Below are 21,741 nucleotides of genomic sequence, written 5' to 3'. Positions count from 1 at the left end.
TCGTCTTTTTGGAGAAGAACAATGACAGATAGAAGATGTGCATGGGCGATGAACCATGTATTGGAAAAAGAATATCATGATGCGGAGTGGGGAGTACCCGTATATGACGATAGAGTCTTGTTTGAGTTTATTACGTTAGAAGGAGCTCAGGCAGGACTGAGCTGGATAACCATACTGAAGAAGCGAGAGGGTTATAGGGAGGCATTTCAGCACTATAATATCGAAGAGCTTGCGAAATTAGATGAGTCCAATGTCGCACACATCATCGCCAACTTTGATGTGGTTAAACATAAAGGCAAAATCGCGTCGGTTTTCTCAAACGCGAGAGCGGCGATTGAGCTGCAACGAGAGTATGGTTCGCTTTCCAAGGCACTCTGGCAGTTTGTTGGATCAGAGCCGATGGTAAATCACTGGAACTCAATGGAAGAGGTGCCGACATCAACGGAACAATCTAAGCAAATGAGTCTATTTTTGAAAAAAAGAGGCTTCAAATTTGTCGGGGAAACCATCTGTTATGCGTTTATGCAGGCGGTAGGAATGGTCGATGACCATTTAATTGACTGTCCAAGTAAAATGAGTAAATAGCGTCGACAGTGTTAAGGATAAATACAACGTTTATATCTATAGTTAATATATATTGACCTCAATTATATATTGGATATTCTAATATACTTATACTCAAGTAATCTTTAAGTGCTTGTCCACCTAGATTGTATTGGCTGTAGATCAAGGTTCTGATTTGAAAGCAGAATAATCTAGTAAATGAATAGAGACGGTTAGAAACCTTAAACTAGGTTGTATTGAATGAGCGTGGCTGAACCAACATTGCATGACCTTAAGAAGTACCTTCAGTTTGGTATGCGGCTTTCTGCAGTTATAAGTTTTGGTCCAAAAGATCAATATACGGTTGGTTGCCAGTTTGTTGGCTTAAAAGAGAATAACTTCTTAATTTTTGAATTGAATAACCGCTCAATGGAAGAGTTAGTTGTTCGCAAAGTGAATAATGTATCTGTTGTTGTTCGTGGTATGGCAGATACCGAAGAAGGGCATGTTATTGCATTTAAGTCTCGAATAGCGGGTATAAAGTTATTTGGTACTTGGTTGATGTTTGTTAACTATCCGGTAGCAGTTGAAAGTAAGCCCATTCGAGAAAACCGACGTTTTAAGGTGCATATTGGTGCATCGGCAAAAATTGGCAAGAAAAACTACCGTGCTGAACTGCTAGATATTTCTATCTCTGGATGTGCATTGCTCATCAAAGAGCCGTTAGAGGTAGAGATAGGGACAGAGATTGCTGTTGATCCCGAAATAGAGCATCTACAAAACGTTCACCCTAAATGTTCAGTCGTCAACTTCCGGAAACAGTTGGATGGTGTTGTGTTAGGCATTGAATTTGACCATTATCTGGATATATCCGACGAGTTGAGATTAGAAGTACTACAGCATGTCGTATTGGATCATTAAAAAGTGATTGATTTGAATGTAAAAACGTCAGCAGAAATGCCGACGTTTTTTATTTAAGTGACCTGATGGTGCAGGACGGTGCCAAAGGGTGGGCTTTATTGACTCCTGCTCTGTGCTACGGATTCATGCCGTAGAATGTAGTATCGTTACTGCTCTGACAGTACTTGTGCGTATCGAGCTAAACCCTGTTCAAGATCTAAAATTAAATCATCTACATTTTCAAGACCGATATGCAAACGAATGAGGGTACCAGTGAACTTTGGATGAGCCACGGTTCTAAGTGCATTAAATGAGCTCGGTTCGTTGGCCAAAATCAAGCTTTCAAATCCCCCCCAAGAGTAACCCATACTAAAGTGTTTCATTCCATCAAGCAGAGCGGTTGTCGCTTTGCTGTTGCTGGTATTTAACACAAATGAAAATAGTCCATTGCTGCCAGTAAAATCACGCAAGAAAAACTCGTGTCCGGGACAACTGCTCATCGCGGGATGCCTTACATGGTCGACCTCTGGTCGCTCTGCGAGCCATTGTGCAACGGTGATACTATTCTGTTGATGCTGTTTTAATCGTACATCAAGAGTACGAAGACCTCGTAAGCCAAGATAAGCATCATCAGGAGAGATGCATTGTCCCATCAGGTAGCTCTGTTCTCTTAAGTTATCCCAACAGCGTTGATTGGCAACCGCCGTTCCCAGCATTACATCTGAATGGCCGACAATATATTTTGTACCTGCTTGAATGGAAATATCTACGCCAAATTCAAACGGTGAGAAATTAACACCAGCAGCCCAGGTATTATCGAGCATTACCACGAGATCGTGCTGATGGGCGATATGACTCAACGTCGGGATATCTTGCACTTCCATCGTGATAGAGCCCGGAGACTCAAGAAATAGAACCCGTGTATTAGGTTGAATCAGTTCAGCAATGCCTTCGCCGATTAGAGGATCATAATAGGTGGTTTCAATGCCCATTCTCTTTAGCACTTGTTGGCAAAAATCGCGAGTTGGCTCGTAGCAGGTATCCACCATCAAGATGTGATCACCGGTTTTAACAAATGCCAGTATGGCATTGGTGATAGCGGCTGCACCACAAGGGTATAGCGCACAGCCAACACCACCTTCAATTTCTACCATGGCATCTTGCAAGGCAAAATGAGTGCTGGTGCCACGTCTACCATAAAAGAGGGTTTGCTTTGCTCGGTTTTTAGTGGCGTGCTGCTTTTCTGCAACGGTATCAAAAACAACCGTGGAAGCGCGTTGTACGGAAGGGTTTACTACGCCATTAGTCCATTTTTTGCTGCGACCAGCGGTGACCATTTTTGTTTGCTTATGTTCGGTCATCGAACTTTCCTATTCTGTAAGCGGTATAACACTATTTAAACCATGTTGTAACAAAGATGGCAAGTGTTATAGCAGCGGACTAAACAAGAAAAATATCCTTTCTAAAAAGCGATAGTACATTTTTCGCTGCCGCCATTCTTCAAGGCTAACAGGGACCGATAAATCCGCATAACTCTGCTGCAGTTCTGACATCTGCTTTGTAAACGTTACGTTATCTATTGCTAGGGTCAGCTCAAAATTCAGCCAAAGGCTTCTCATATCAAGGTTTACTGTGCCTACCAAGCAGTATATTCCATCCACCACCACTGATTTTGTGTGCAGTAAACCGCCTTCAAACTCATATATTCTTACACCGCACTGCAAAAGTTCTTCATAGAATGCTCGAGAAGCCCACTGAACCATAACAGAGTCATTTTTCTTAGGCAGAATAATATCGACTTTCACCCCTCGTTGAGCGGTCATTTTTAGCTCTTCAAGAAGTTCTTCGCTGGGAACAAAGTAGGGTGTTGTTATCCGCACCGATTCTTGTGCTTGATTAATAGTGAGGGTTAATACTTGTTGAATTAAGTTATCCGGCATTCCGGGACCGGAAGGCACAACTTGAACAGGGAGAGGGTTCTCTGTCTGAGGTATTACACAGTGGGGAAGTTGCGGTAAAATGCGCTCTCCAGTTTCTACTTCCCAATCCCAAGCGTGGATTGCCGATAAGACATTGACTGTTGGCCCTGTGATACGAACCATGACATCTATCCACTCTCCAACCCCAGCATTTTGTTTAAAGAAGGCCGGATCAACCATGTTCATAGAGCCGGTATAAGCAACTTGCTCGTCAATAACAATGATTTTTCGGTGTTGACGTAAATCTAGTCGTCGTAAAAAGACCCGCCATGGGCTTACTGCTAATGCTTGCTCTATTTTGATGCCTGATTTGGTCATCATGTCGACCCAATGACTGCGGAAGAAACGATGACTCCCAGCAGAATCGAGTAAGATTTTTACATCAACACCTCGTTTGGCGGCACGAATGAGTGCCGAACCTACCGCATCAACGAGGCCGCCATGGTTCCAAATATAAAACACCATGCGAATGTGCGATTGGGCGGATTCAATATCTTCGATAATTGAACGTAAGATGTTACTAGGAGAACTTCGTAGAGACAGGTTATTACCACAGAGAGCAGGAATCCCCATTCTATTGGTGCAGAGCTCATCAATCTTGGTTATTTGAGGACTCATTAAGTCCGGTAGATGAGCTTGACAGTCGTGCAGTTGATTGAACCAATCTTCGTAGTGACTAAACATTTCATGAGCACGTTGGGCGCGTTTACGGCCTAGATTGAGCTCACCAAATAGGAAGTAACAAAATACACCTAAAACAGGAATGATATAGATGATCATCAGCCATGCTAATGAAACACTGACTGCTCTTCTTCGCAATACGACTCGTAGAGTAACACCGGCAACCAATATCCAGTACAAGCCAACACCAATCAGTGCCAATAGTTGATAAAACTGTTCCATATGCTCTCTGTTGTGGTTATAGCAAGGCTAGGGTCTGTTGATTTTACGCGCATGTTTTTCAACAAATCTTAGTATACCCATGCCGTTGCATGGATGATATGACAAATTTTAACAACGGGTTATATTGATCGGTTTGTTTGTAAAAATCGTTTATAAAAATGTTAAATTTAATGATTTGTTGACTGTTTGTGAATCGGTAGATGGGAGAAATTGATGAAAAATTGCCAATTGAGTCGAATATTCACGAGGTAGATATGCGATCAGTTAATTATTGGCTGAATATAGCCAAAGATAGGAGAGAAATTTGATATTGTTCAAATTTAGAGCATTTAACATTAATAATTAGATAATTTAACGAAAAATACACTCATTGGGCTTTCAATTTTACTCGCAAACTGTTTTACTTGCTACTGATAGGGCGCTAATCATTTTTTAGAATGGTGTACAGTATAGTTTACACTTATTCCTTTTTATAGACGCCTAATAAAAATATGCAAACACAACAGAATATTTGGAGTAACCGTGGCAACAAGTAATACAACCACAAAACCCCGTGATACCTGGGGATCAAAATTAGGCTTCGTTATGGCCGCAGCAGGTTCAGCTGTTGGTCTGGGTAATATCTGGAAATTCCCGTACACAGCAGGAGAGAGTGGCGGTGGTGCATTTGTCGCTATTTACCTGTTATTCGTTATCTTTATCGGTTTTAGTGTCATGCTGACCGAATTCGCTATTGGCCGTAAATCAGGTGTATCAGCGGTTGGTGCAATTAAGACAACCGATCGCCGTTGGACGTTTGTCGGTGTGATGGGTGTATTTGCTGGTCTTTTGATAATGGGTTTCTATCCTGTTGTTGGTGGATGGGCCGTTGCTTACATCTATAAGATAGCAACTGGATTGCTCAGTACTCCAGCCGCTATTGGCGACTCATTTGGCGGATTCATCTCTGATCCTGTTCAACCACTAATGTGGATGGGCTTCTACCTGCTACTTAACATTGTCGTGGTAGTAAAAGGTATCTCAGGCGGTATTGAGAAAGCCGGTAAGATTTTGATGCCTCTACTTTTCGTCATCTTAATTTTAGTTGCAGTGAAAGGCTTAAGCCTGCCAGGTGCGACGGCTGGTTTAGAGTTCCTATTCAAACCTGACTTCTCTAAAGTAAATAGTGACGTTGTATTAGCGGCGCTAGGACAAGCATTCTTCTCATTAAGCCTTGGTATGGGTTGTATGATGACTTATGGTAGTTACCTTAAGAAGAAGGAAAACCTAGTTCAGACTACTGCGATGGTAACCGCTATGGACACCGGTGTTGCTATTTTAGCTGGTTTGGCGATGTTCCCTGCGATGTTCGCTTTCAATATGGAACCAGCGGCTGGTCCGGGTCTTGTATTCGTTGTTGTACCTCAATTGTTTGCTGAAATGGGTGGCATCATTGGCGTACTGCTTGCGTTGCTATTCTTCATTGGTTTAAGTGTTGCGGCATTAACATCGTCTGTTTCTCTACTAGAAGTTGTGGTTTCATACCTAATTGATGAGAAAGGCATGAAACGTACAACGGCAGTTCTAACAGCAAGTTCTGTAATGGCTGTTCTGTGTGTCTTCGCTTCTCTGTCGTTGGGTGGCGTTGGACCTCAGCTGTTTGGTACCGGTGCATTTGATATCTTTGACTTGTTGACAGACAAAATCTTCCTTGCTGTGGGTGGTATGCTGGTTTGTATCTTCGCTGGCTGGAGACTGACTCGTGAAGAACTTGAAAAAGAGATCACCAATGACGGTAAAGTATCATTCCCACTATTTGGCTTATGGTACAACTTAGTAAAATATGTGATTCCATTTGCTATCGCTATCGTTGCTTTCTCTGGTATTAAGAGTGGCTTTGACAGTGGTAAAGGGGAAATCATGTTGCTAGGTATTGGTATCATCGCGTTGACGGGTCTCTTCTCTAAGAAACTATAGTTGTCGTGAGCTAAAACCTTTATTACATAAAGAGTGTATTAATAAGCGGGAGCCAGTAATGGCTCCCGCTTTTTCGTTGTCTATTATTTCATCTTATTCGCTGTTTTCATGTAACGAGAGAAGAAAATATCGCGCAATGCATAGAAAGAGGTATATACTCAGCCTCCATAAAGGAGTGGCTACTATGTTTGATATTCTTTATCAGTACGATGACTTTATAGTGATCAATAAACATCAAGGGATTAGCGTCCATAAAGATGATGGAGACACTATGTTGTTGTGTGAGGTCGCAAGGGCGATTAAGTGCGACAAACTATATCTGGTTCATCGTCTAGACAAAATGACATCGGGCTTACTGCTATTAGCGAAACATTCTCACGCAGCAAAACAGTTATCTGAACTGTTTGCCACTAGAAAGATAGAAAAATATTATCTCGCTATTGGTGAGAGCAAGCCTAAAAAGAAACAGGGCAGCATTATTGGTGACATGGAACGCTCTCGACGAGCATCATGGAAGCTACTCAAAAGTAATGTAAACCCGGCCATTACTCAGTTTTTCTCTCAAGCAGGGCAACAAGGTGAACGTTGGTTCATTTGTAAACCTTATACCGGGAAAACACATCAAATTCGAGTGGCATTAAACTCGATTGGTTCGCCTATTCTTGGTGATCCTATTTACAATACCAAATCTAAGACTGATAGAGGCTATTTGCATGCCTATGCTATGCGTTTTCGTTTAGATGGCATGGATTACAGTTTTATCTCACACCCTACTGATGGCGAAAAATGGCTCTCTTCGGAAGCACAAAAGTGCATAAGTCAGTGGGATAAACCATGGCAATTAGATTGGCCAAAAATCAAGTAAACCCTATGAATCATCAACAAATATCAACTTTTTATAATCATATTATTGAACAACTAGAACACACGCCAAATGAGCTGCGTCGTCTGTTTCATGGCCGAGGTCAGCAATGGCCGGGATTGGAGCAGTTAACGTGTGATTGGCTTCAAGGCCACTTAGTGGTTGCACTATTTAAACCTGTCGATGAGCTGTTTCTGCAAACCTTGCTTCAGTCGCTAGAAGCATTAGCCAAAACCGCGTTATGGCAAGAGAAACTTGGCAAGTCAATTTTGCTCCAACACCGTTATGAGAATGGTGCGCCGTCGCAAGTTGTTTTTGGTGACGTCGAAAGCCACCCTATTGGAATAGAAAACGGCCTTAAATATCAGTTGGATTTAGGAAGAAATCAGAATCTTGGTCTGTTCTTAGATATGCGATTAGGGCGGGAATGGTTGCAAGAAAGAAGTCATAACAAGAACGTGTTGAACTTGTTCGCTTATACCTGCGGTTTTTCTGTAGCGGCTATTGAAGGTGGTGCAGATCAAGTGGTGAATGTGGATATGGCAAAAGCGTCATTGAATAAAGGCCGTGAGAACCACCGTCTAAATCATCATGACTTGAATAAAGTCCGTTTTATGGCTCACGATATATTTAAATCTTGGGGGAAAATCCGCAAGAGTGGCCCTTATGACATAATCGTTATTGACCCGCCATCATTTCAAAAAGGCAGTTTTGCTTTAACCAAAGACTACAAAAAAATATTAAGACGTTTGCCTGAACTAATGACTGAAAATGGCGAAGTATTAGCCTGTGTTAACTCGCCTAGTGTGACCCCTGACTTTTTGATTGACTCAATGCAGTTAGAAGCACCGCAACTGAGCTACCAGTATCGATTAGAAAACCCCGCTGAATTTGCTGATGTTGATGAAAACGCCAGCTTAAAAGTATTGGTATTTAAATAATCTCAATGGGTGACGAGAGGGCGAAATCAGTCCTCAACTATCCATGCCGGGTTAATAAAGATGGACGTATCGAAGCACTGATTAAGATGATCAATTTTGCTGGCTAGGGTGCGCGTCTGTCGCTGAATGAGACACCTTTGACGTTTAATCACGTTAAAGTAAATAAAATAAGAGGAAATAATGGAAAATTTAGTAGAGCGTTTTTTACGTTATGTTGCGGTAGATACAAAATCGAACAGTGATAATCGTCAATGCCCGAGTAGTGAAGGGCAGTTGGAACTTGCAGAACAATTAAAATTAGAAATGGAGTCATTAGGGTTAACATCCGTCAGTTTGGATGACAATGGCTATCTTATGGCGAAGCTGCCATCTAATTGTGGTGATCAGGTTCCTGCCATTGGCTTTATTGCTCACATGGATACCGCACCTGATGAGTCAGGGAAAAATGTTCGCCCTCAGATCATTAACAACTATCAAGGTGGGGAGATTGCTTTGGGTAATAGTGGTGAGAAACTGTCGCCAACTCAATATCCTCAGTTGAATGACTTACATGGCCACGACCTGATTACCACAGATGGAACGACCTTATTAGGGGCAGACAATAAGGCCGGTATTGCCGAGATTTTAACGGCGGTTGAGTACTTAATGGTTCATCCAGAAATTCGCCATGGCGACATCTGCATCGGCTTTACACCAGACGAAGAGATTGGTCGAGGTGCAGACCTGTTTGATGTGGAAAAATTTGCCGCTGAGTGGGCTTATACTATTGATGGTGGCTCCATTGGTGAACTAGAGTATGAAAACTTTAACGCCAGCAGCGCCAATGTTATCTGTCACGGCGTGAGTGTTCATCCCGGTACGGCAAAAGACACCTTGGTTAATTCAATGAATATTGCTGCACGTTTCCAATTGTCTATGCCTAGTGAAGAAACACCGGAATGCACAGATGGTTACCAAGGGTTTTATCATTTAACCTCTATTAAATCGGGCATTGCCAAAACAGAGCTACAATACATCATTCGTGATTTTGAACGAGATGGTCTTGAGCAGCGTAAACAGTTTATCAGCCGCAAAGTTGATGAGTTGAACGCCACGCTAGATAAGGGAAGTGTTAGCGTAGAGATTAATGATAGCTACTTCAATATGAAAGAGATGGTGGAACCACATCCACATATCATCGAGTTTGCCAAACAGTCGATGTTAGAGTGTGGAGTCGAGCCTGATATCGTGCCTATTCGAGGTGGAACCGATGGAGCAAGACTCTCCTTTATGGGATTACCTTGCCCTAATATCTTTACCGGAGGTTATAATTTTCATGGTATCCATGAATTTATTACCATTAATGGCATGAAGCAAGCGGTTGACGTTATTGTAAAAATCGCAGAAAACGTTGCGCGTAAATAGCCGCATCTTCTATAAACATCTATTTGATGGCGTAAACCACCTATTTACGTCATCATTCTGTCTCTGTCTCTAATTCATACCGTGACTTTGTTGTTCATCTCTCTGCTCAATATCTTTTAAGGTTGTAAAACCAGCCCAGATTCGGTTGATAGTGGTAAACCAACACATTAAGCCAAATACGTACGCGATGACGGAGAAATAAGCAGGAAAAAGACAAAACAGGATAAAGCAGCTGATGGTTTCCGTGCCCTCTGTTAGCCCACTCATATAGTACAGAGACTTATTCTTGTAGACGGGATTATCTATTTCCCGTTTGCCTGCCATAACCGCAAATGCCAGAAAGCTAGAGCCGGTGCCGATAAATGCAAAAATGAGAAAGCTTCCCGCTACGGCATTCATTTCTGGATCTGCCAACACAAAGCCAAATGGGATCAGTGAGTAAAAGAGAAAATCCAAACTGATATCTAGAAAGCCACCAGAATCGGTAATTCCTTGAATACGTGCGATTGCACCATCTAAACCATCAAAGATCCGATTTAAAATGATAAACAGCAGAGCGATTGAGTAGTAATGGAAGTACAAGGCAGGCAGTGCCAAGCAGCCGATGACAAATCCCGCCAGAGTAATTTGATTAGCGGAAATACCAGCACGATCAATCACCTTGGCACACATTGCCAGAGGTGAGCGAATCACTTGAATGGCAAATCTATCCAGCATTTTCATCCCTCCAAGGCCAAACGAGACAGCGACTTGATTGCGGAACATCTGAACTATCATGCGTAACCAACAGCGCTGGAACTTGTGCTTGTGTTATCTGCTCAAACACCCAGTCTCGAAATTGCTCTCTTAACTCTTTATCGAGTTTACTAAAAGGTTCATCCAGAAGAATGGCTTTAGGCTTTGCCAGTAACATTCGTAATAAGCTAACCCTGGCACGCTGCCCACCAGATAGCTGATCTGGCTTAGCGTCGGCCAGTTTATGTAAATGAATCGTTTGCAGAGCTTGCAGCGCTTGCTGTTTACGCTGCTCTTTTTTCACCGAGTTGGGTAGGGCAAAAGCAAGGTTTTCCCAAACAGATAGGTGAGGGAACAGCAGGTCGTCTTGAAACAAGATACCCACATCTCGACTATGTGCTGGTTTGTCGTCGAGTGTTTGTTCATTCAGGGATAGAGAACCTTGATAACAAAACTCATCATTTAAGTGACCGGCTATGGCACTTAACAGAGTCGATTTACCACAACCACTTGGCCCCATTAAGGTTAATGTCTCTCCCGGATTAACCTGAAAGCTAATGGGATCAAATAGGGCATTTTTTTCTCGATTATAGATGACGAGGTTTTTTAGAATAAGAGCCACTGGTTATTGGTTTCCTATTATGGTTTGAGAAAGATAAGTTTTGTACTCTGCTTAGCAAAAAAGCGATGCTAAAAAAGAGTAACGGCAACAATGCTTGCCATAAAGCATAAATAGAGGTCACTCGTCGATCAAAACCGCTCGACAGTGCGACGGCCTCAGTTGTAATGGTTGATATGCGTCCAGCACCTAACATTAATGTCGGCAAATATTGCGCTAAGCTAACACTTGCCCCTGTTGCCCAAGCAAACATAATGGCAGGAAATAGAATGGTGGCTTTGATTTTTAGCCAGACATAAAAAGGAGACTTGCCTAAACTTAATGCCGTCTTGCTGTAGCCATCATCATAGCTCTGCCAAGGGCCGTCTAGCGCTAAGAAAACATAGGGAAAAGCAAAGAATATATGCGACCAGATAACCCAAAGCAGATAGTTATTGCTATCTACGTATAAGGTGGCAACTTGGATACCGAACAGTAGAGAGAGTTGAGGAACCAGTATCGGAATCGCAATTAAAAGCTTAGGAATGTGCACATGATGCTTCTTTTGGTACTCCTGAGCAATCAGAGCAAAAAATAGCGCTAAGGTTGCAGAGACAAATGCCAATAAAAAGCTGTCGCTGATGGTTGGCCATATTGACGCCCACTCGGTTGTCCAGAACCTTGTGGTGAACTGACTTGGAACAATATCAGGAAAGCGCCACCGTCCGGCAAAAGACCAAAGCAGAGTGATTGGAACGATTAAAATATTGATCAACAAAAGTAGCGAGAAACTGTTTTTTCCTGACAGCATTTTTCCGCTACGCCCAGAGTACTGCCACTCTCTTTTATGCTGGATAACGAACCACTCAATGAACCTTAATAAAGCAATTAAAAGGCAGCAGAGGCAGAACAAAATCACAGCACCTGCCCCCGCTCTTGGGAACAGTGATAAATCTGGTTCCGAGAACCACTGCCACACTAGAACGGCAAATGTCGGCGGATTAGTTGGGCCCAGAATCAAACTTAGATCTACCACTGAAGCGCTATAGGCAATAATGGCAATAAGTGGAAAACGGATTTTAACCAGCCATTGTGGAAAGATGCATTTCCACCAAAACTGTGCAGGCGCATAGCCTAAACTGGTGGTGACTTTTGCTAACTGATCGATTTTCAGTTGCTTTAGTATTGGGATGCTCATTAACAGCAAAAAGGGCACTTCTTTTAACGCAAGTGCTAAAGATAAACCAATACCAAACGAGTCTTTCACTAAGAACGAGATAGAATCTAATTCAAACAGTGTATCAAATAGGCGAGAAAACAGACCGGTTGGCGAGAACAGAAATGCAAAACCGATGGCAAAGGCAACATGCGGCATGGCGAGCAGTGGTGCAAGGGACTTCTCTATGATGCGCCAAAACTTACTATGCCAAGCACCTTGAATAATCGAAAATGCCAGAAAGCAGCTTATAACACTGCTTAGTATTGTACTGCTCAAGGTGAGTGAAATCGATTTCCACACCGCACTCCAACTGAATACCGCAGCAAAACCATCAAATGAGACGGTGGTTAAACCAATTGGCGGCAGATAACCTAGTGAAGAGAGCACAACGCCTATCGCTCCGGGAACGATAGGCAAGATGCACACGACAATGAGAAGTAGATAAGCCGCTCTTAGCATAGTAATGACAACTAATTACCGTATCTTTCTAGCCACGCTTTTTCTAACGCGACTTGCCAGCTAGGGTGAGGCTCTGGTAGCGACTTAAACAAACGAGTCTCTTTTGCCGTTCCTTGCAAGTATTGGTTCTCTAACACAGAAGGGTCACCCCATATTGAAAGGTCGCCTTTACGGGACTGCGCTTCAGGGCTCAATAAAAAGTTGATTGAGACCATCGCCGCTTCTTTCGCGTTGGCATTAAAAGGAATGGCTAAGAAATGGATATTCGATAAAGCACCCGCATCCATGGCATAAGTCTTGGTTGACGGTGCCAATTTGCCACTGTTTTGTGCTGAGAAGACAGCGTTAGGATTAAAAGTAATACTTAAATCAAGCTGTCTATCATCTAATAGTTGAACCATTTCAGATGAGCTAGCCGGAAACTGTTTACCTTCACGCCATGCCGACTGGTGCAGTTGATCTAAATAGTCCCACAACGGTTTGGTTATGATATCAAAATCTTGTTGGTTAACGGGCTTATAAAGAGAGGGGTCACTACTGGTAAGCTCAATTAGCAGTGCTTTAAGAAAACTGGTTCCGTGAAACTCTGGTGGCTTAGGGTAACTAATGCGATTCGGGAACGCTTTGCTGTAACTAAGAAGCTCAGAAAATGATGCTGGTGGATTGCTGAGTGTTTTACTGTCATGGATAAAGACCAGTTGTCCAACTCCCCATGGTGCTTCGAGACCATCAGTTGGCTCTGAAAAATCGCTATCGACAGGTAGAGATTTATCAACGTACTTCCAGCTAGGTAGCTTTTCTACAAAAGGGCCGTATAAAAGCTCATTATTCTTCATGGATTTAAAGTTTTCACCGTTAATCCATACCATGTCAACGCTGCCATTCTCTAACTTACCAGCGGTTTTCTCTGCAATCAGTTGTGAGGTGGTTTTTGCAATGTCCGTGACTTTGACATGCTTAAAATTAATGTCATATTTTTGCTTAAGTTGATTACCCGTCCATTTCAAATAAGCGTTGATCTCTTGGCTTCCGCCCCACGCATGAAAATAGACAGTTTGGCCTTCAGCTTTGTCTGTTATTTGTTGCCAATCGGACGCATAGGCGACGGTAGAGGATAAACCAACAATTGCAGTGGCGAGTAGTGCTATTTTCTTCATAAGCTTCCTTTCAAAGTTGCATTTTAATGACAAAACGTCAATGTTACCCAGTAGACCGGACATCATACGTTTTCTATTCATTATGAATGAAAATATTTATATGGATATATAAAAGGTAGCAATAATTGAAGGAGCACGGATAGTGCTCCTATTAATTGGTGTGTGATTACTCTGCTTTTTTAGCGCAACTGTTCTCAGTTATCACTCTTTCAGCCAGTAATTTTCCTCGCGGACTGCGTAACTTAATATTGTAGATTACGCCGTGTACAAGATTTGCTTTCACTTCAGAGTTATTGCAATAGTAACGAATGCTTCCTTCAAGCAACTGCTGAGCAGATGATGCCGTTTCACCATTATATATCATCATAAGCTGAACACTGTTTCCAACGGCTTTCGCTTGCATAATGGTTAAGGGGCCGTGCTCAATAGGTAAGCTATTGGATAGCGTTGTTGCTCGATGCTGAGCGATCGCTTCAATTTGGCGTTGTTTATCGGTATTGCCGCTGCAACCGAAAAGAAATGCGGCAATGAGTGATAAGAGAGTGTATCGAGTTAATGAGGTCATTCTAGAATACTTTTTTAAATGGTTTCACAATGACGTTTTCATAGACACCAGCGTCGATATAAGGATCGGCATCAGCCCACTGCTTGGCGTCTTCTAAAGAAGGAAACTCAGCAATAACTGTTGAGCCAGTGAAGCCCGCTTCTGCAGGGTTTTCAGAATCAATGGCAGGCATTGGTCCTGCTGTCAGAAGACGTCCTTCATCTTGTAATAGCTGTAAACGAGCCAAATGTTTGTCTCTTACGCTCATGCGTTTTTGTAGAGAATCTTCAACATCTTGAGAAAAAATGACATACCACATGAATCCATCCTTTTACTTGTTTGATAGGCTACATAATACAAGATTTATCGTTGTGCATTGTAGCCGTGTATTAGAAGTGTAAGTTTACACACTTTTTACTGGACGAGGTCGACCATTACTGTCTATCGCCACATAATTAAACGTTGCTTCACATACTTGATAACGATCACCGATACCATTTACATTTACAGGTTTTACCCAGACTTGTAAATTCACCGACATTGATGTGCGTCCAATTTTAATACATTCGCCATAACAGCACACCACATCACCGACGCGAACAGGTTGTTTGAAGGTGATACTGGAGACAGAAACGGTTACCACACGTCCTGAAGAGATCTCTTTTGCCAGAATCGCACCGGCTAAATCGAGTTGAGACATAATCCAACCACCAAAAATATCACCATTGGCATTGGTATCTGCTGGCATCGCAAGAGTACGCAGCAACATTTGCCCGCGAGGTGCGGAGCTAACATCATTGTTCATAAGACATTCCAATAGAAAACTCTCAACCGGGAGGTTGAGAGTACAGCATTTTATTTAGATTCTTCTTTAGGTAGGTGCTTGTAGATATAGATACCCGTAAGCAAGGTAAAACCAAAGGTTGCCGCCAACAAGCCAAAGACTTTAAAGTTGACCCAAACATCCAGAGGCAAATTGAAAGCGACATAAATATTGAGTAATGAACATAAAATAAAGAACCCAACCCAAGCCCAGTTGATTTTAGCCCATACAGAATCTGGCAAGGTAATCTCTTTACCTAACATTCCTTTAATGACGGGCTTACCCATAAGTTGAGTAACAAACAGGCCAAGTGAGAATAGCGCATAGACAATGGTAACTTTCCATTTAATAAAGTTATCATCGTGGAAGAAGATGGTCATTCCACCAAAGACGGTAACGATAACAAATGTCACCAACTGCATTTTCTCTACTTTCTTATAAATGAAGTAGGTTAGAGCGATTTGAATGGCGGTAGCGACAATTAATGCACCTGTAGCGGTATAAATGTCGTACATTTTATAAAGTGCAAAAAATATGATTAATGGAATAAAATCAATGAGTTGTTTCATTTTTCATTACTATAGGATAGAAAATTGTACACAGTCTAACGAATTTAGCGGCAATGCTAAACAGTTTGTAGAAATTAGATATAAAAAATGGCCGCAAATTGCGGCCATCCATTTAGTGGTTGTGACTACTTATGCTTGTTGTTTTTGCAGCTCTAAATCTTTTTCGATGATAGAGTCAACAATAACGGCACATGCAGCATCACCAGTGATGTTCAATGCAGTACGAATCATGTCAAAAATACGATCCAATGCGAACAGAAGTGGTAAGCCTTCAATTGGGATACCTGCAGCAAGAAGTACCGCTACTACCAAGAATGAAGGACCAGGAACACCTGCTTGTCCAACCGCACCTAATGTTGCCGTAATGATGATGGCAATGTAAGCACCCATGCTTAGGTCAATGTGGAACAGCTGTGCAAAGAAAATCGCAACCAAACCGTAGTAAATTGCGTTACCACTCATGTTGATTGTTGCACCTAATGGCAGCACAAATGACGCAGTAGAGTTACGTACACCCAGTTCGTTTTCAACTGCATCCATAGTGACAGGAAGTGTCGCCATAGAAGAAGCCGTTGATAGCGCAACCGCTTGAGGCTTTTTCATTACCGTTAGGAACTTACGAGCCGATGTCTTAGTGAACAAGTGAATTAGGGCTGGGTATACAATAAAGCCAAAAATTAAGATAGCGGCGATGTATACGATGAATAGCTTAAATACCACCATCAATGCACCGAAGCCAAATGTACCTACCGCTTCAGCCATTAGGCCAAATACGCCAATAGGTGCAATGATCATTACTTTATTGATCATCCAAACCATAGCGTCAACAATGGAATTTACCCCATTCATTAACGGAGCGCGGCGCTCTTTTTCCAATTTGGAAATGGCGATACCAAAGAACAAGCAGAAAACGAGAATTTGCAGAATGTTTGCTTCATTCAATGATTGGAAAACGTTAGTAGGGATCATACCTACAACCGTTGCCCAAAATGTTGGCAATTCACCTTTAGATGCATATTCAGCAGAGAACATACCTTCAACCGACGATACATCGATACCAGTACCTGGTTGGAACACTTCACCCATGAATAGTGCTAAAGCAACAGCAAGCGCTGACGTTAAAGCGAAAAATCCTAGCGTTGTAACACCAACTTTACCAGCAGAATGGCTATCACCTAGACCCGCTGCACCTGAAATTAGGGCAACCGCGACTAAAGGGATAACGAGCATTTTAATCAGGTTAATAAAAATCGCACCTAAAGGTGCAAACATGGCAGCAGATTGACCCATAACAGCACCAATTAAGGTACCTAGAATCATGGCAATAACAACTTGCACACCAATATTAGTTAATAAGTTTTTCTTTTCGGCCACTACAACAACCTCCGTACGTGGAAAGTGAACAATCTTGGGGATTAGTATCGATTCGGCGTTAAAAGCCAGACAATAATTCCGTAAAACCTTTTACACAGTTCGAATTGGATTTACAAATAATTCCGATGATCAATTGTTATTTTAATGACGTAGGTTAAGTAATGAGTAAGCTGTCATTTACCAGAATGAGATCGCGGCGACACTTTAATAAATTAACCTGTGGAAGGGGTTTTACCGTGAAGTTTGCACTAAATAAACAGTCGAGATGAATGACAACACGCTCTCTGAATTTGCAGAGAGCGTGCATGGCGATTAAGGGTTTATTACTTGATTAAAATGCCTAAGTAACTAACGTATTGTTGCTGCTTTCATGTTGCCAACAAAAGTAGCGAGCTCATTGAGCATGGTTTGAGCGTCATCCAGATTTGATTCGATGATCTTAACGACAGCGGAACCTGAGATAGCACCCGCAGCACCTGCATCTAGCGCTTCCACGACTTGTTCAGGTTGAGAAATGCCAAAACCAAGCAGGGCGGGTGGTGCTGAAAACTGATTTAATCTATCCATTAGGTGAGCGACGGGCATATTGGCCTTGGTTTCTGCACCGGTAACCCCTGCTCTTGAAAGTAGGTAGGTGTAGCCACCGCCTAGCTCTGCAACCGATTTTAAGGTCTGATCACTGGCTGTTGGAGGAGCGATAAAAATAGCATGAACGCCATGCTTCTTCGCCGCTTGAATGAAGTCCGCGCTTTCATTTGTTGGTACATCGGCAATCAACACCGAATCTATCCCTATTTCGGCGCATCGGCGATAAAAATTATCAATGCCGTTCGCGTATACTAAATTGGCATACATAAGTAAGCCTATCGGTAATTGAGGGTAGCGCTGACGAATTTGAGAAATCAACTCAAAACATATGCTCGGCGTGACGTTTGAGTCCAGAGCTCGGATATTTGCGCCTTGTATGGTCGGACCGTCTGCTAACGGGTCAGAGAATGGGATCCCCAGCTCTAAGGCATCCGCACCGGCTTCTACCAAGGTGTCCATAATTTGTAGAGAGAGCTCTTTATTTGGATCGCCTACCGTGACAAAAGGAACAAAGGCACCTTCATTTTGGTTTTTTAACCGTTGAAAAAGTGATTGATAGCGATCCATTACAGCTCTCCTTTTTGTTGTAGTATGTCATGAACAGTAAATATATCTTTGTCACCTCGGCCAGACAGGTTTACCACTAAAAGCTGCTCTTTATCTGGTTCTGCGTAAGCCTGTTTAACGGCATAGGCGAGGGCATGTGCTGATTCCAATGCCGGGATAATTCCCTCTGTTTTGGCTAACTGTTGAAACGCATTTAATGCTTCATCATCGGTAGCTGAGTGATATTTGGCTCGACCCGTGGCATTTAAATGAGCATGTTGTGGCCCAACAGATGGGAAATCCAAGCCAGCAGAAACAGAGTAAGACTCTTCTACTTGTCCGTGTTCATCTTGCATCAGTGGTGCTTTCATACCAAAGAATATGCCTGTTTTACCATGCTTTAGTGGGGCGCCGTGCTGGTCAGTATCAATGCCTTTACCTGCCGGCTCAATGCCAATTAACTCGACGCTCTCTTCTTCAATAAAATCTGCAAACATGCCTATGGCGTTAGAACCGCCGCCAACACAGGCAATGACAGCATCAGGTAGACGTCCTTCACGAGCCAGTATTTGATTCTTGGTCTCTTCGCCGATCATTTTCTGGAACTCTCTCACTATGGTTGGGAAAGGGTGTGGGCCAGCGGCTGTTCCAAGTAAATAGTGAGCATCTTGATAGGTGGCAGACCAATCTCGTAGTGCTTCATTACAGGCATCTTTTAGTGTGGCAGAACCTGAGTGAACGGGGATCACTTCTGCACCCATCAATTTCATACGGAACACATTAGGGCTTTGGCGCTCTACATCTTTCGCTCCCATATATACACGACATTTTAGATCTAACAGTGCGCAGGCTAGTGCGGTTGCAACACCATGTTGACCGGCCCCCGTTTCGGCAATGATCTCTTTTTTTCCCATTCGCTTTGCTAGCAATGCCTGCCCCAATACTTGGTTGGTCTTATGTGCACCGCCATGCAGTAGATCTTCTCGTTTTAGGTACAGTTTTGTTTTGGTACCTTTGGTGATATTTCGACACAATGTCAACGCGGTAGGTCTGCCTGCATATTCTTGCAGTAGCGTCATAAACTCACTCTGAAATTGAGGATCTTGTTGAGCATCAATAAATTCTTGTTCAAGTTGCTCCAGTGCAGGAACCAGTATTTGAGGTACAAACTGACCACCATACTCACCAAAATAGGCGTCTAACTTAGCCATACAATATCCTTAATAGTTTTTAATTTGTTCAAATGCGCGTTGCAGTAATTGAGCATCTTTCTTTCCGGGAGCGCTTTCTACACCTGAGTTAAGATCCAGACCGAGGCAGCCTAGTGAAGCGGCTTGTTTCACATTTTCTGGTGATAAACCGCCAGCAAGCATGATGTTTTTTGTTTGGCTAACCAATTGCCAATCAAATGTTTGTCCGGTACCACCCGTTTGCGTGCCGACTTTGCTGTCGAGAAGATGCTTATTCACGTTACTGCTTAACAGTTCAGGCAGGGTGTCAGTGACGCCGTACGCTTTCCAAATTTCACAATGTTTGTTTAATTGAGCTCTCAGTTGGTCAACAAAGTCTTGAGACTCTTTGCCATGTAACTGAACCGCGGATAAGCCAAGTTGATTCGCTGTAGAGATAACATCATCCAGACTTTGATTTTGAAATACCCCAACGTATTTAAGTGGTGCACCGCTCATAGTAAGGCGAGCTTGTTCTATATCCACCTGTCGCTTAGAACCATTGGCAAATATCAGGCCGCCGTACACCGCACCGGCTTGATAAACGGCCGCAGCGTCATCAGGGTGGGTTAGGCCACACACTTTATTATCTCCAACCAGTACGCTTCTTACTGCTAGCTCTAAGTTCTCTTCTGACATTAATGAGCTGCCAATTAAGTAACCGTCGACATATTGTCGTAAGTCACGTACTTGCTGATTGCTGTAAATTCCTGATTCAGAAATAACAACGGTCTCTGCGGGGATTTGTGGGGCAAGTTCGCGAGTACGAGTTAGGTCGATAGAGAGATCTCGTAGATTGCGGTTGTTAATTCCGATGACTTTCGCTTTTAGCGCAATGGCTCGCTCCACTTCTTCTTGATTACTCGCTTCGGTCAAAATGCCTAAGTTGAGAGAGTGAGCTAGCTCAGAGAGTTTCAGGTACTGAGCGTCATCAAGCACAGACAACATCAGTAAAATGGCATTGGCACCATAGTAGCGAGCCAAATAGACTTGATAAGGGTCAATCATGAAGTCTTTACACAGAACCGGTTGCTCAACGTTGTTTTTGATTTGATTTATAAAATCGAAACTACCTTGAAAGTACTTCTCATCGGTAAGAACAGAAATGGCGCTAGCATAGTTTTTATAAACGGACGCAATGTAATCCAGATCGAACTCTTCTCTTATTAAGCCCTTTGATGGGGATGCTTTCTTGCATTCAAGGATAAATGCCGCCTTGTCGCCCGAAAGAGCATGATAAAAGTCTCGATCTGATGGCTCTAGAGTGTCGATAAAACTTGCCAATGGCTGGGTAGCTTTACGCTGCTCAACCCACTGTTTTTTATCTTCGACAATTTTGAACAGTACTTGCGCCATCTCACGATTTTGTTGAGTAAATGTAGTCGACATCTGCGGTTATCCTCGCTGGGCCAGTTGTTGAACTAGCTCGAATGCTTTACCTGATTTCATTACAGAAATCGCCTGTTGAGTATTTGCTTTTAGATCTTCATTGCCGAATAGTTTCAATAGTAGCGCAACATTAACGGCAACGGCGGCGGTTTGAGCCTCGCTACCTTTTCCGGTCAATATATTGCTGATAATGGTGCGATTCTCTTCAGGTGTTCCACCTTTTATGTCGTCTAAAGAGTAGCGTTCAACACCAAAATCCGCAGGAGACAAAGTGTACTCTGTTATTTCACCATCAATGATCTCTGCCACAACGGTATCCCCATGGATGGCGACTTCATCCAAGCCACTGCCATGAACAACCGCCGCTCGTTTAAGTCCCATTTTGGCTATCGTTTCAGCAATAGGTTTAACCAATGATTGATCATACACGCCCATCAGTTCAATGGGGGGGCGTGCCGGATTAATTAACGGACCTAAAATATTAAAGATGGTACGTGTCTTCATCGCCTGACGGACGGGCATAGCGTGTCGTACGCCACCGTGATATTCAGGAGCGAATAAGAAGGCAACACCCAAGTCATCAACGGCTTTGCGCGTATCGTCAGCAGACATGGCTAAGTTGATACCAAAAGAGTCCAATAAATCGGAAGAGCCGGATTTGCTCGATACTCCCCGGTTGCCATGCTTGGCGACTTTGACACCACATGCCGCCGCGACAAAAGCCGCAGTGGTAGAGATATTAAAAGTGTTTGACCCATCGCCTCCGGTACCAACGATATCGGCGAACTCGTAATCGGGGCGCGGGAATGGATTGGCGTTAGCGAGCAACGCTTCTGCGGCTCCTGCGATTTCGTCAGGTGTTTCGCCTTTTATCTTCAGCGCGGTAAGCAGCGATGCTAACTGTAAAGGATCCATTTCGCCTCGGATGATACAGTCAAAAAGCGCGTGACTCTCTTGTTGGCTAAGGGAGGTTTGATCATATAATTTATTAATAATATCTTGCATCTGACTTCCTATTTATTC

21 protein-coding genes are annotated in these 21,741 nt (G+C 42.9%); 6 read left to right on the top strand and 15 right to left on the bottom strand.

Going from position 1 to position 21,741, the window contains the following annotated elements:
* Window positions 1–21 precede the first annotated feature (21 nt).
* Together CHJ_RS08665 and CHJ_RS08660 are read left to right on the top strand one after the other, a co-directional pair.
* On the top strand, window positions 22–585 hold the full coding sequence (locus CHJ_RS08665; RefSeq protein WP_317917469.1) for a DNA-3-methyladenine glycosylase I: 564 nt from the start codon (window positions 22–24) through the stop codon (window positions 583–585).
* Between the two features lie 219 nt (window positions 586–804).
* On the top strand, window positions 805–1,464 hold the full coding sequence (locus CHJ_RS08660; protein WP_317917468.1) for a PilZ domain-containing protein: 660 nt from the start codon (window positions 805–807) through the stop codon (window positions 1,462–1,464).
* A gap of 146 nt (window positions 1,465–1,610) precedes the next feature.
* Here the strand turns inward: CHJ_RS08660 and CHJ_RS08655 are convergent, their stop codons facing one another.
* Complete coding sequence (locus tag CHJ_RS08655) at window positions 1,611–2,804, bottom strand: cystathionine beta-lyase (protein ID WP_171754365.1); 1,194 nt, start codon at window positions 2,802–2,804, stop codon at window positions 1,611–1,613.
* A gap of 66 nt (window positions 2,805–2,870) precedes the next feature.
* Complete coding sequence (gene cls, locus CHJ_RS08650) at window positions 2,871–4,325, bottom strand: cardiolipin synthase (RefSeq protein WP_317917467.1); 1,455 nt, start codon at window positions 4,323–4,325, stop codon at window positions 2,871–2,873.
* A 522-nt stretch (window positions 4,326–4,847) separates the two neighbouring features.
* Between cls and CHJ_RS08645 the strand changes: the two genes are divergently transcribed.
* The 4 genes from CHJ_RS08645 to pepT all read left to right on the top strand — a co-directional run bounded on the left by CHJ_RS08645 (window position 4,848) and on the right by pepT (window position 9,488).
* Window positions 4,848–6,281, top strand: coding sequence for a sodium-dependent transporter (locus tag CHJ_RS08645; RefSeq protein ID WP_171754363.1), 1,434 nt, complete (start codon window positions 4,848–4,850; stop codon window positions 6,279–6,281).
* A 184-nt stretch (window positions 6,282–6,465) separates the two neighbouring features.
* Window positions 6,466–7,146 carry a TIGR01621 family pseudouridine synthase gene (locus CHJ_RS08640; protein WP_317917466.1) on the top strand — a complete coding sequence of 227 codons (681 nt, stop codon included), beginning with the start codon at window positions 6,466–6,468 and terminating at the stop codon, window positions 7,144–7,146.
* A gap of 5 nt (window positions 7,147–7,151) precedes the next feature.
* Complete coding sequence (locus tag CHJ_RS08635) at window positions 7,152–8,084, top strand: class I SAM-dependent methyltransferase (protein ID WP_317918098.1); 933 nt, start codon at window positions 7,152–7,154, stop codon at window positions 8,082–8,084.
* Window positions 8,085–8,264: 180 nt separating this feature from the next.
* On the top strand, window positions 8,265–9,488 hold the full coding sequence (gene pepT, locus CHJ_RS08630; RefSeq protein WP_317917465.1) for a peptidase T: 1,224 nt from the start codon (window positions 8,265–8,267) through the stop codon (window positions 9,486–9,488).
* A 69-nt stretch (window positions 9,489–9,557) separates the two neighbouring features.
* On the opposite strand, the gene CHJ_RS08625 is transcribed toward pepT, so the two are convergent.
* The 13 genes from CHJ_RS08625 to trpD form a co-directional block, all read right to left on the bottom strand.
* Window positions 9,558–10,205, bottom strand: coding sequence for a CDP-alcohol phosphatidyltransferase family protein (locus CHJ_RS08625; RefSeq protein ID WP_317917464.1), 648 nt, complete (start codon window positions 10,203–10,205; stop codon window positions 9,558–9,560).
* Complete coding sequence (locus tag CHJ_RS08620) at window positions 10,195–10,845, bottom strand: ATP-binding cassette domain-containing protein (RefSeq protein ID WP_171754359.1); 651 nt, start codon at window positions 10,843–10,845, stop codon at window positions 10,195–10,197. The genes CHJ_RS08625 and CHJ_RS08620 overlap by 11 nt, the downstream gene beginning before the upstream one ends.
* Window positions 10,811–12,499, bottom strand: a complete 1,689-nt coding sequence (locus CHJ_RS08615; RefSeq protein WP_317917463.1) for an ABC transporter permease — start codon at window positions 12,497–12,499, stop codon at window positions 10,811–10,813. Before CHJ_RS08615 ends, CHJ_RS08620 begins: the two co-directional genes overlap by 35 nt.
* Window positions 12,500–12,510: 11 nt before the next feature.
* Window positions 12,511–13,656, bottom strand: coding sequence for an ABC transporter substrate-binding protein (locus tag CHJ_RS08610; protein WP_171754357.1), 1,146 nt, complete (start codon window positions 13,654–13,656; stop codon window positions 12,511–12,513).
* A gap of 166 nt (window positions 13,657–13,822) precedes the next feature.
* Entirely contained in the window at window positions 13,823–14,221 is a 399-nt protein-coding gene (locus tag CHJ_RS08605) for a GspS/AspS pilotin family protein (protein WP_317917462.1), read from the bottom strand.
* Window position 14,222: 1 nt separating this feature from the next.
* The gene (locus tag CHJ_RS08600; RefSeq protein WP_171754355.1) at window positions 14,223–14,519 is read right to left on the bottom strand and encodes a YciI family protein; all 297 of its coding nucleotides are present in this window, start codon (window positions 14,517–14,519) and stop codon (window positions 14,223–14,225) included.
* Window positions 14,520–14,603: 84 nt separating this feature from the next.
* Complete coding sequence (gene yciA / locus CHJ_RS08595) at window positions 14,604–15,005, bottom strand: acyl-CoA thioester hydrolase YciA (RefSeq protein ID WP_171754354.1); 402 nt, start codon at window positions 15,003–15,005, stop codon at window positions 14,604–14,606.
* Between the two features lie 50 nt (window positions 15,006–15,055).
* Window positions 15,056–15,592 (bottom strand): septation protein A, encoded by a 537-nt coding sequence (locus CHJ_RS08590; protein ID WP_171754353.1) that lies wholly within the window; start codon window positions 15,590–15,592, stop codon window positions 15,056–15,058.
* Window positions 15,593–15,721: 129 nt separating this feature from the next.
* Window positions 15,722–16,999, bottom strand: a complete 1,278-nt coding sequence (locus CHJ_RS08585; RefSeq protein WP_411861560.1) for a dicarboxylate/amino acid:cation symporter — start codon at window positions 16,997–16,999, stop codon at window positions 15,722–15,724.
* A gap of 315 nt (window positions 17,000–17,314) precedes the next feature.
* A complete protein-coding gene (trpA, locus tag CHJ_RS08580; RefSeq protein WP_317917461.1) occupies window positions 17,315–18,121 on the bottom strand; it encodes a tryptophan synthase subunit alpha in 807 nt (268 codons plus the stop codon).
* The gene (trpB, locus tag CHJ_RS08575; protein WP_171754351.1) at window positions 18,121–19,311 is read right to left on the bottom strand and encodes a tryptophan synthase subunit beta; all 1,191 of its coding nucleotides are present in this window, start codon (window positions 19,309–19,311) and stop codon (window positions 18,121–18,123) included. The genes trpA and trpB overlap by 1 nt, the downstream gene beginning before the upstream one ends.
* 9 nt (window positions 19,312–19,320) lie before the next feature.
* Window positions 19,321–20,718 (bottom strand): bifunctional indole-3-glycerol-phosphate synthase TrpC/phosphoribosylanthranilate isomerase TrpF, encoded by a 1,398-nt coding sequence (gene trpCF / locus CHJ_RS08570; protein WP_216613451.1) that lies wholly within the window; start codon window positions 20,716–20,718, stop codon window positions 19,321–19,323.
* A 6-nt stretch (window positions 20,719–20,724) separates the two neighbouring features.
* Window positions 20,725–21,723 (bottom strand): anthranilate phosphoribosyltransferase, encoded by a 999-nt coding sequence (gene trpD, locus CHJ_RS08565; protein WP_171754350.1) that lies wholly within the window; start codon window positions 21,721–21,723, stop codon window positions 20,725–20,727.
* Between the last annotated feature and the right edge of the window lie 18 nt (window positions 21,724–21,741).

The sequence above is a fragment of the Vibrio sp. MACH09 genome (genome assembly GCF_033238805.1).
Lineage (GTDB): Bacteria > Pseudomonadota > Gammaproteobacteria > Enterobacterales > Vibrionaceae > Vibrio.
Note: the sequence above shows the minus strand (reverse complement) of the source record. Positions and strands in the feature narration are given on the sequence as shown.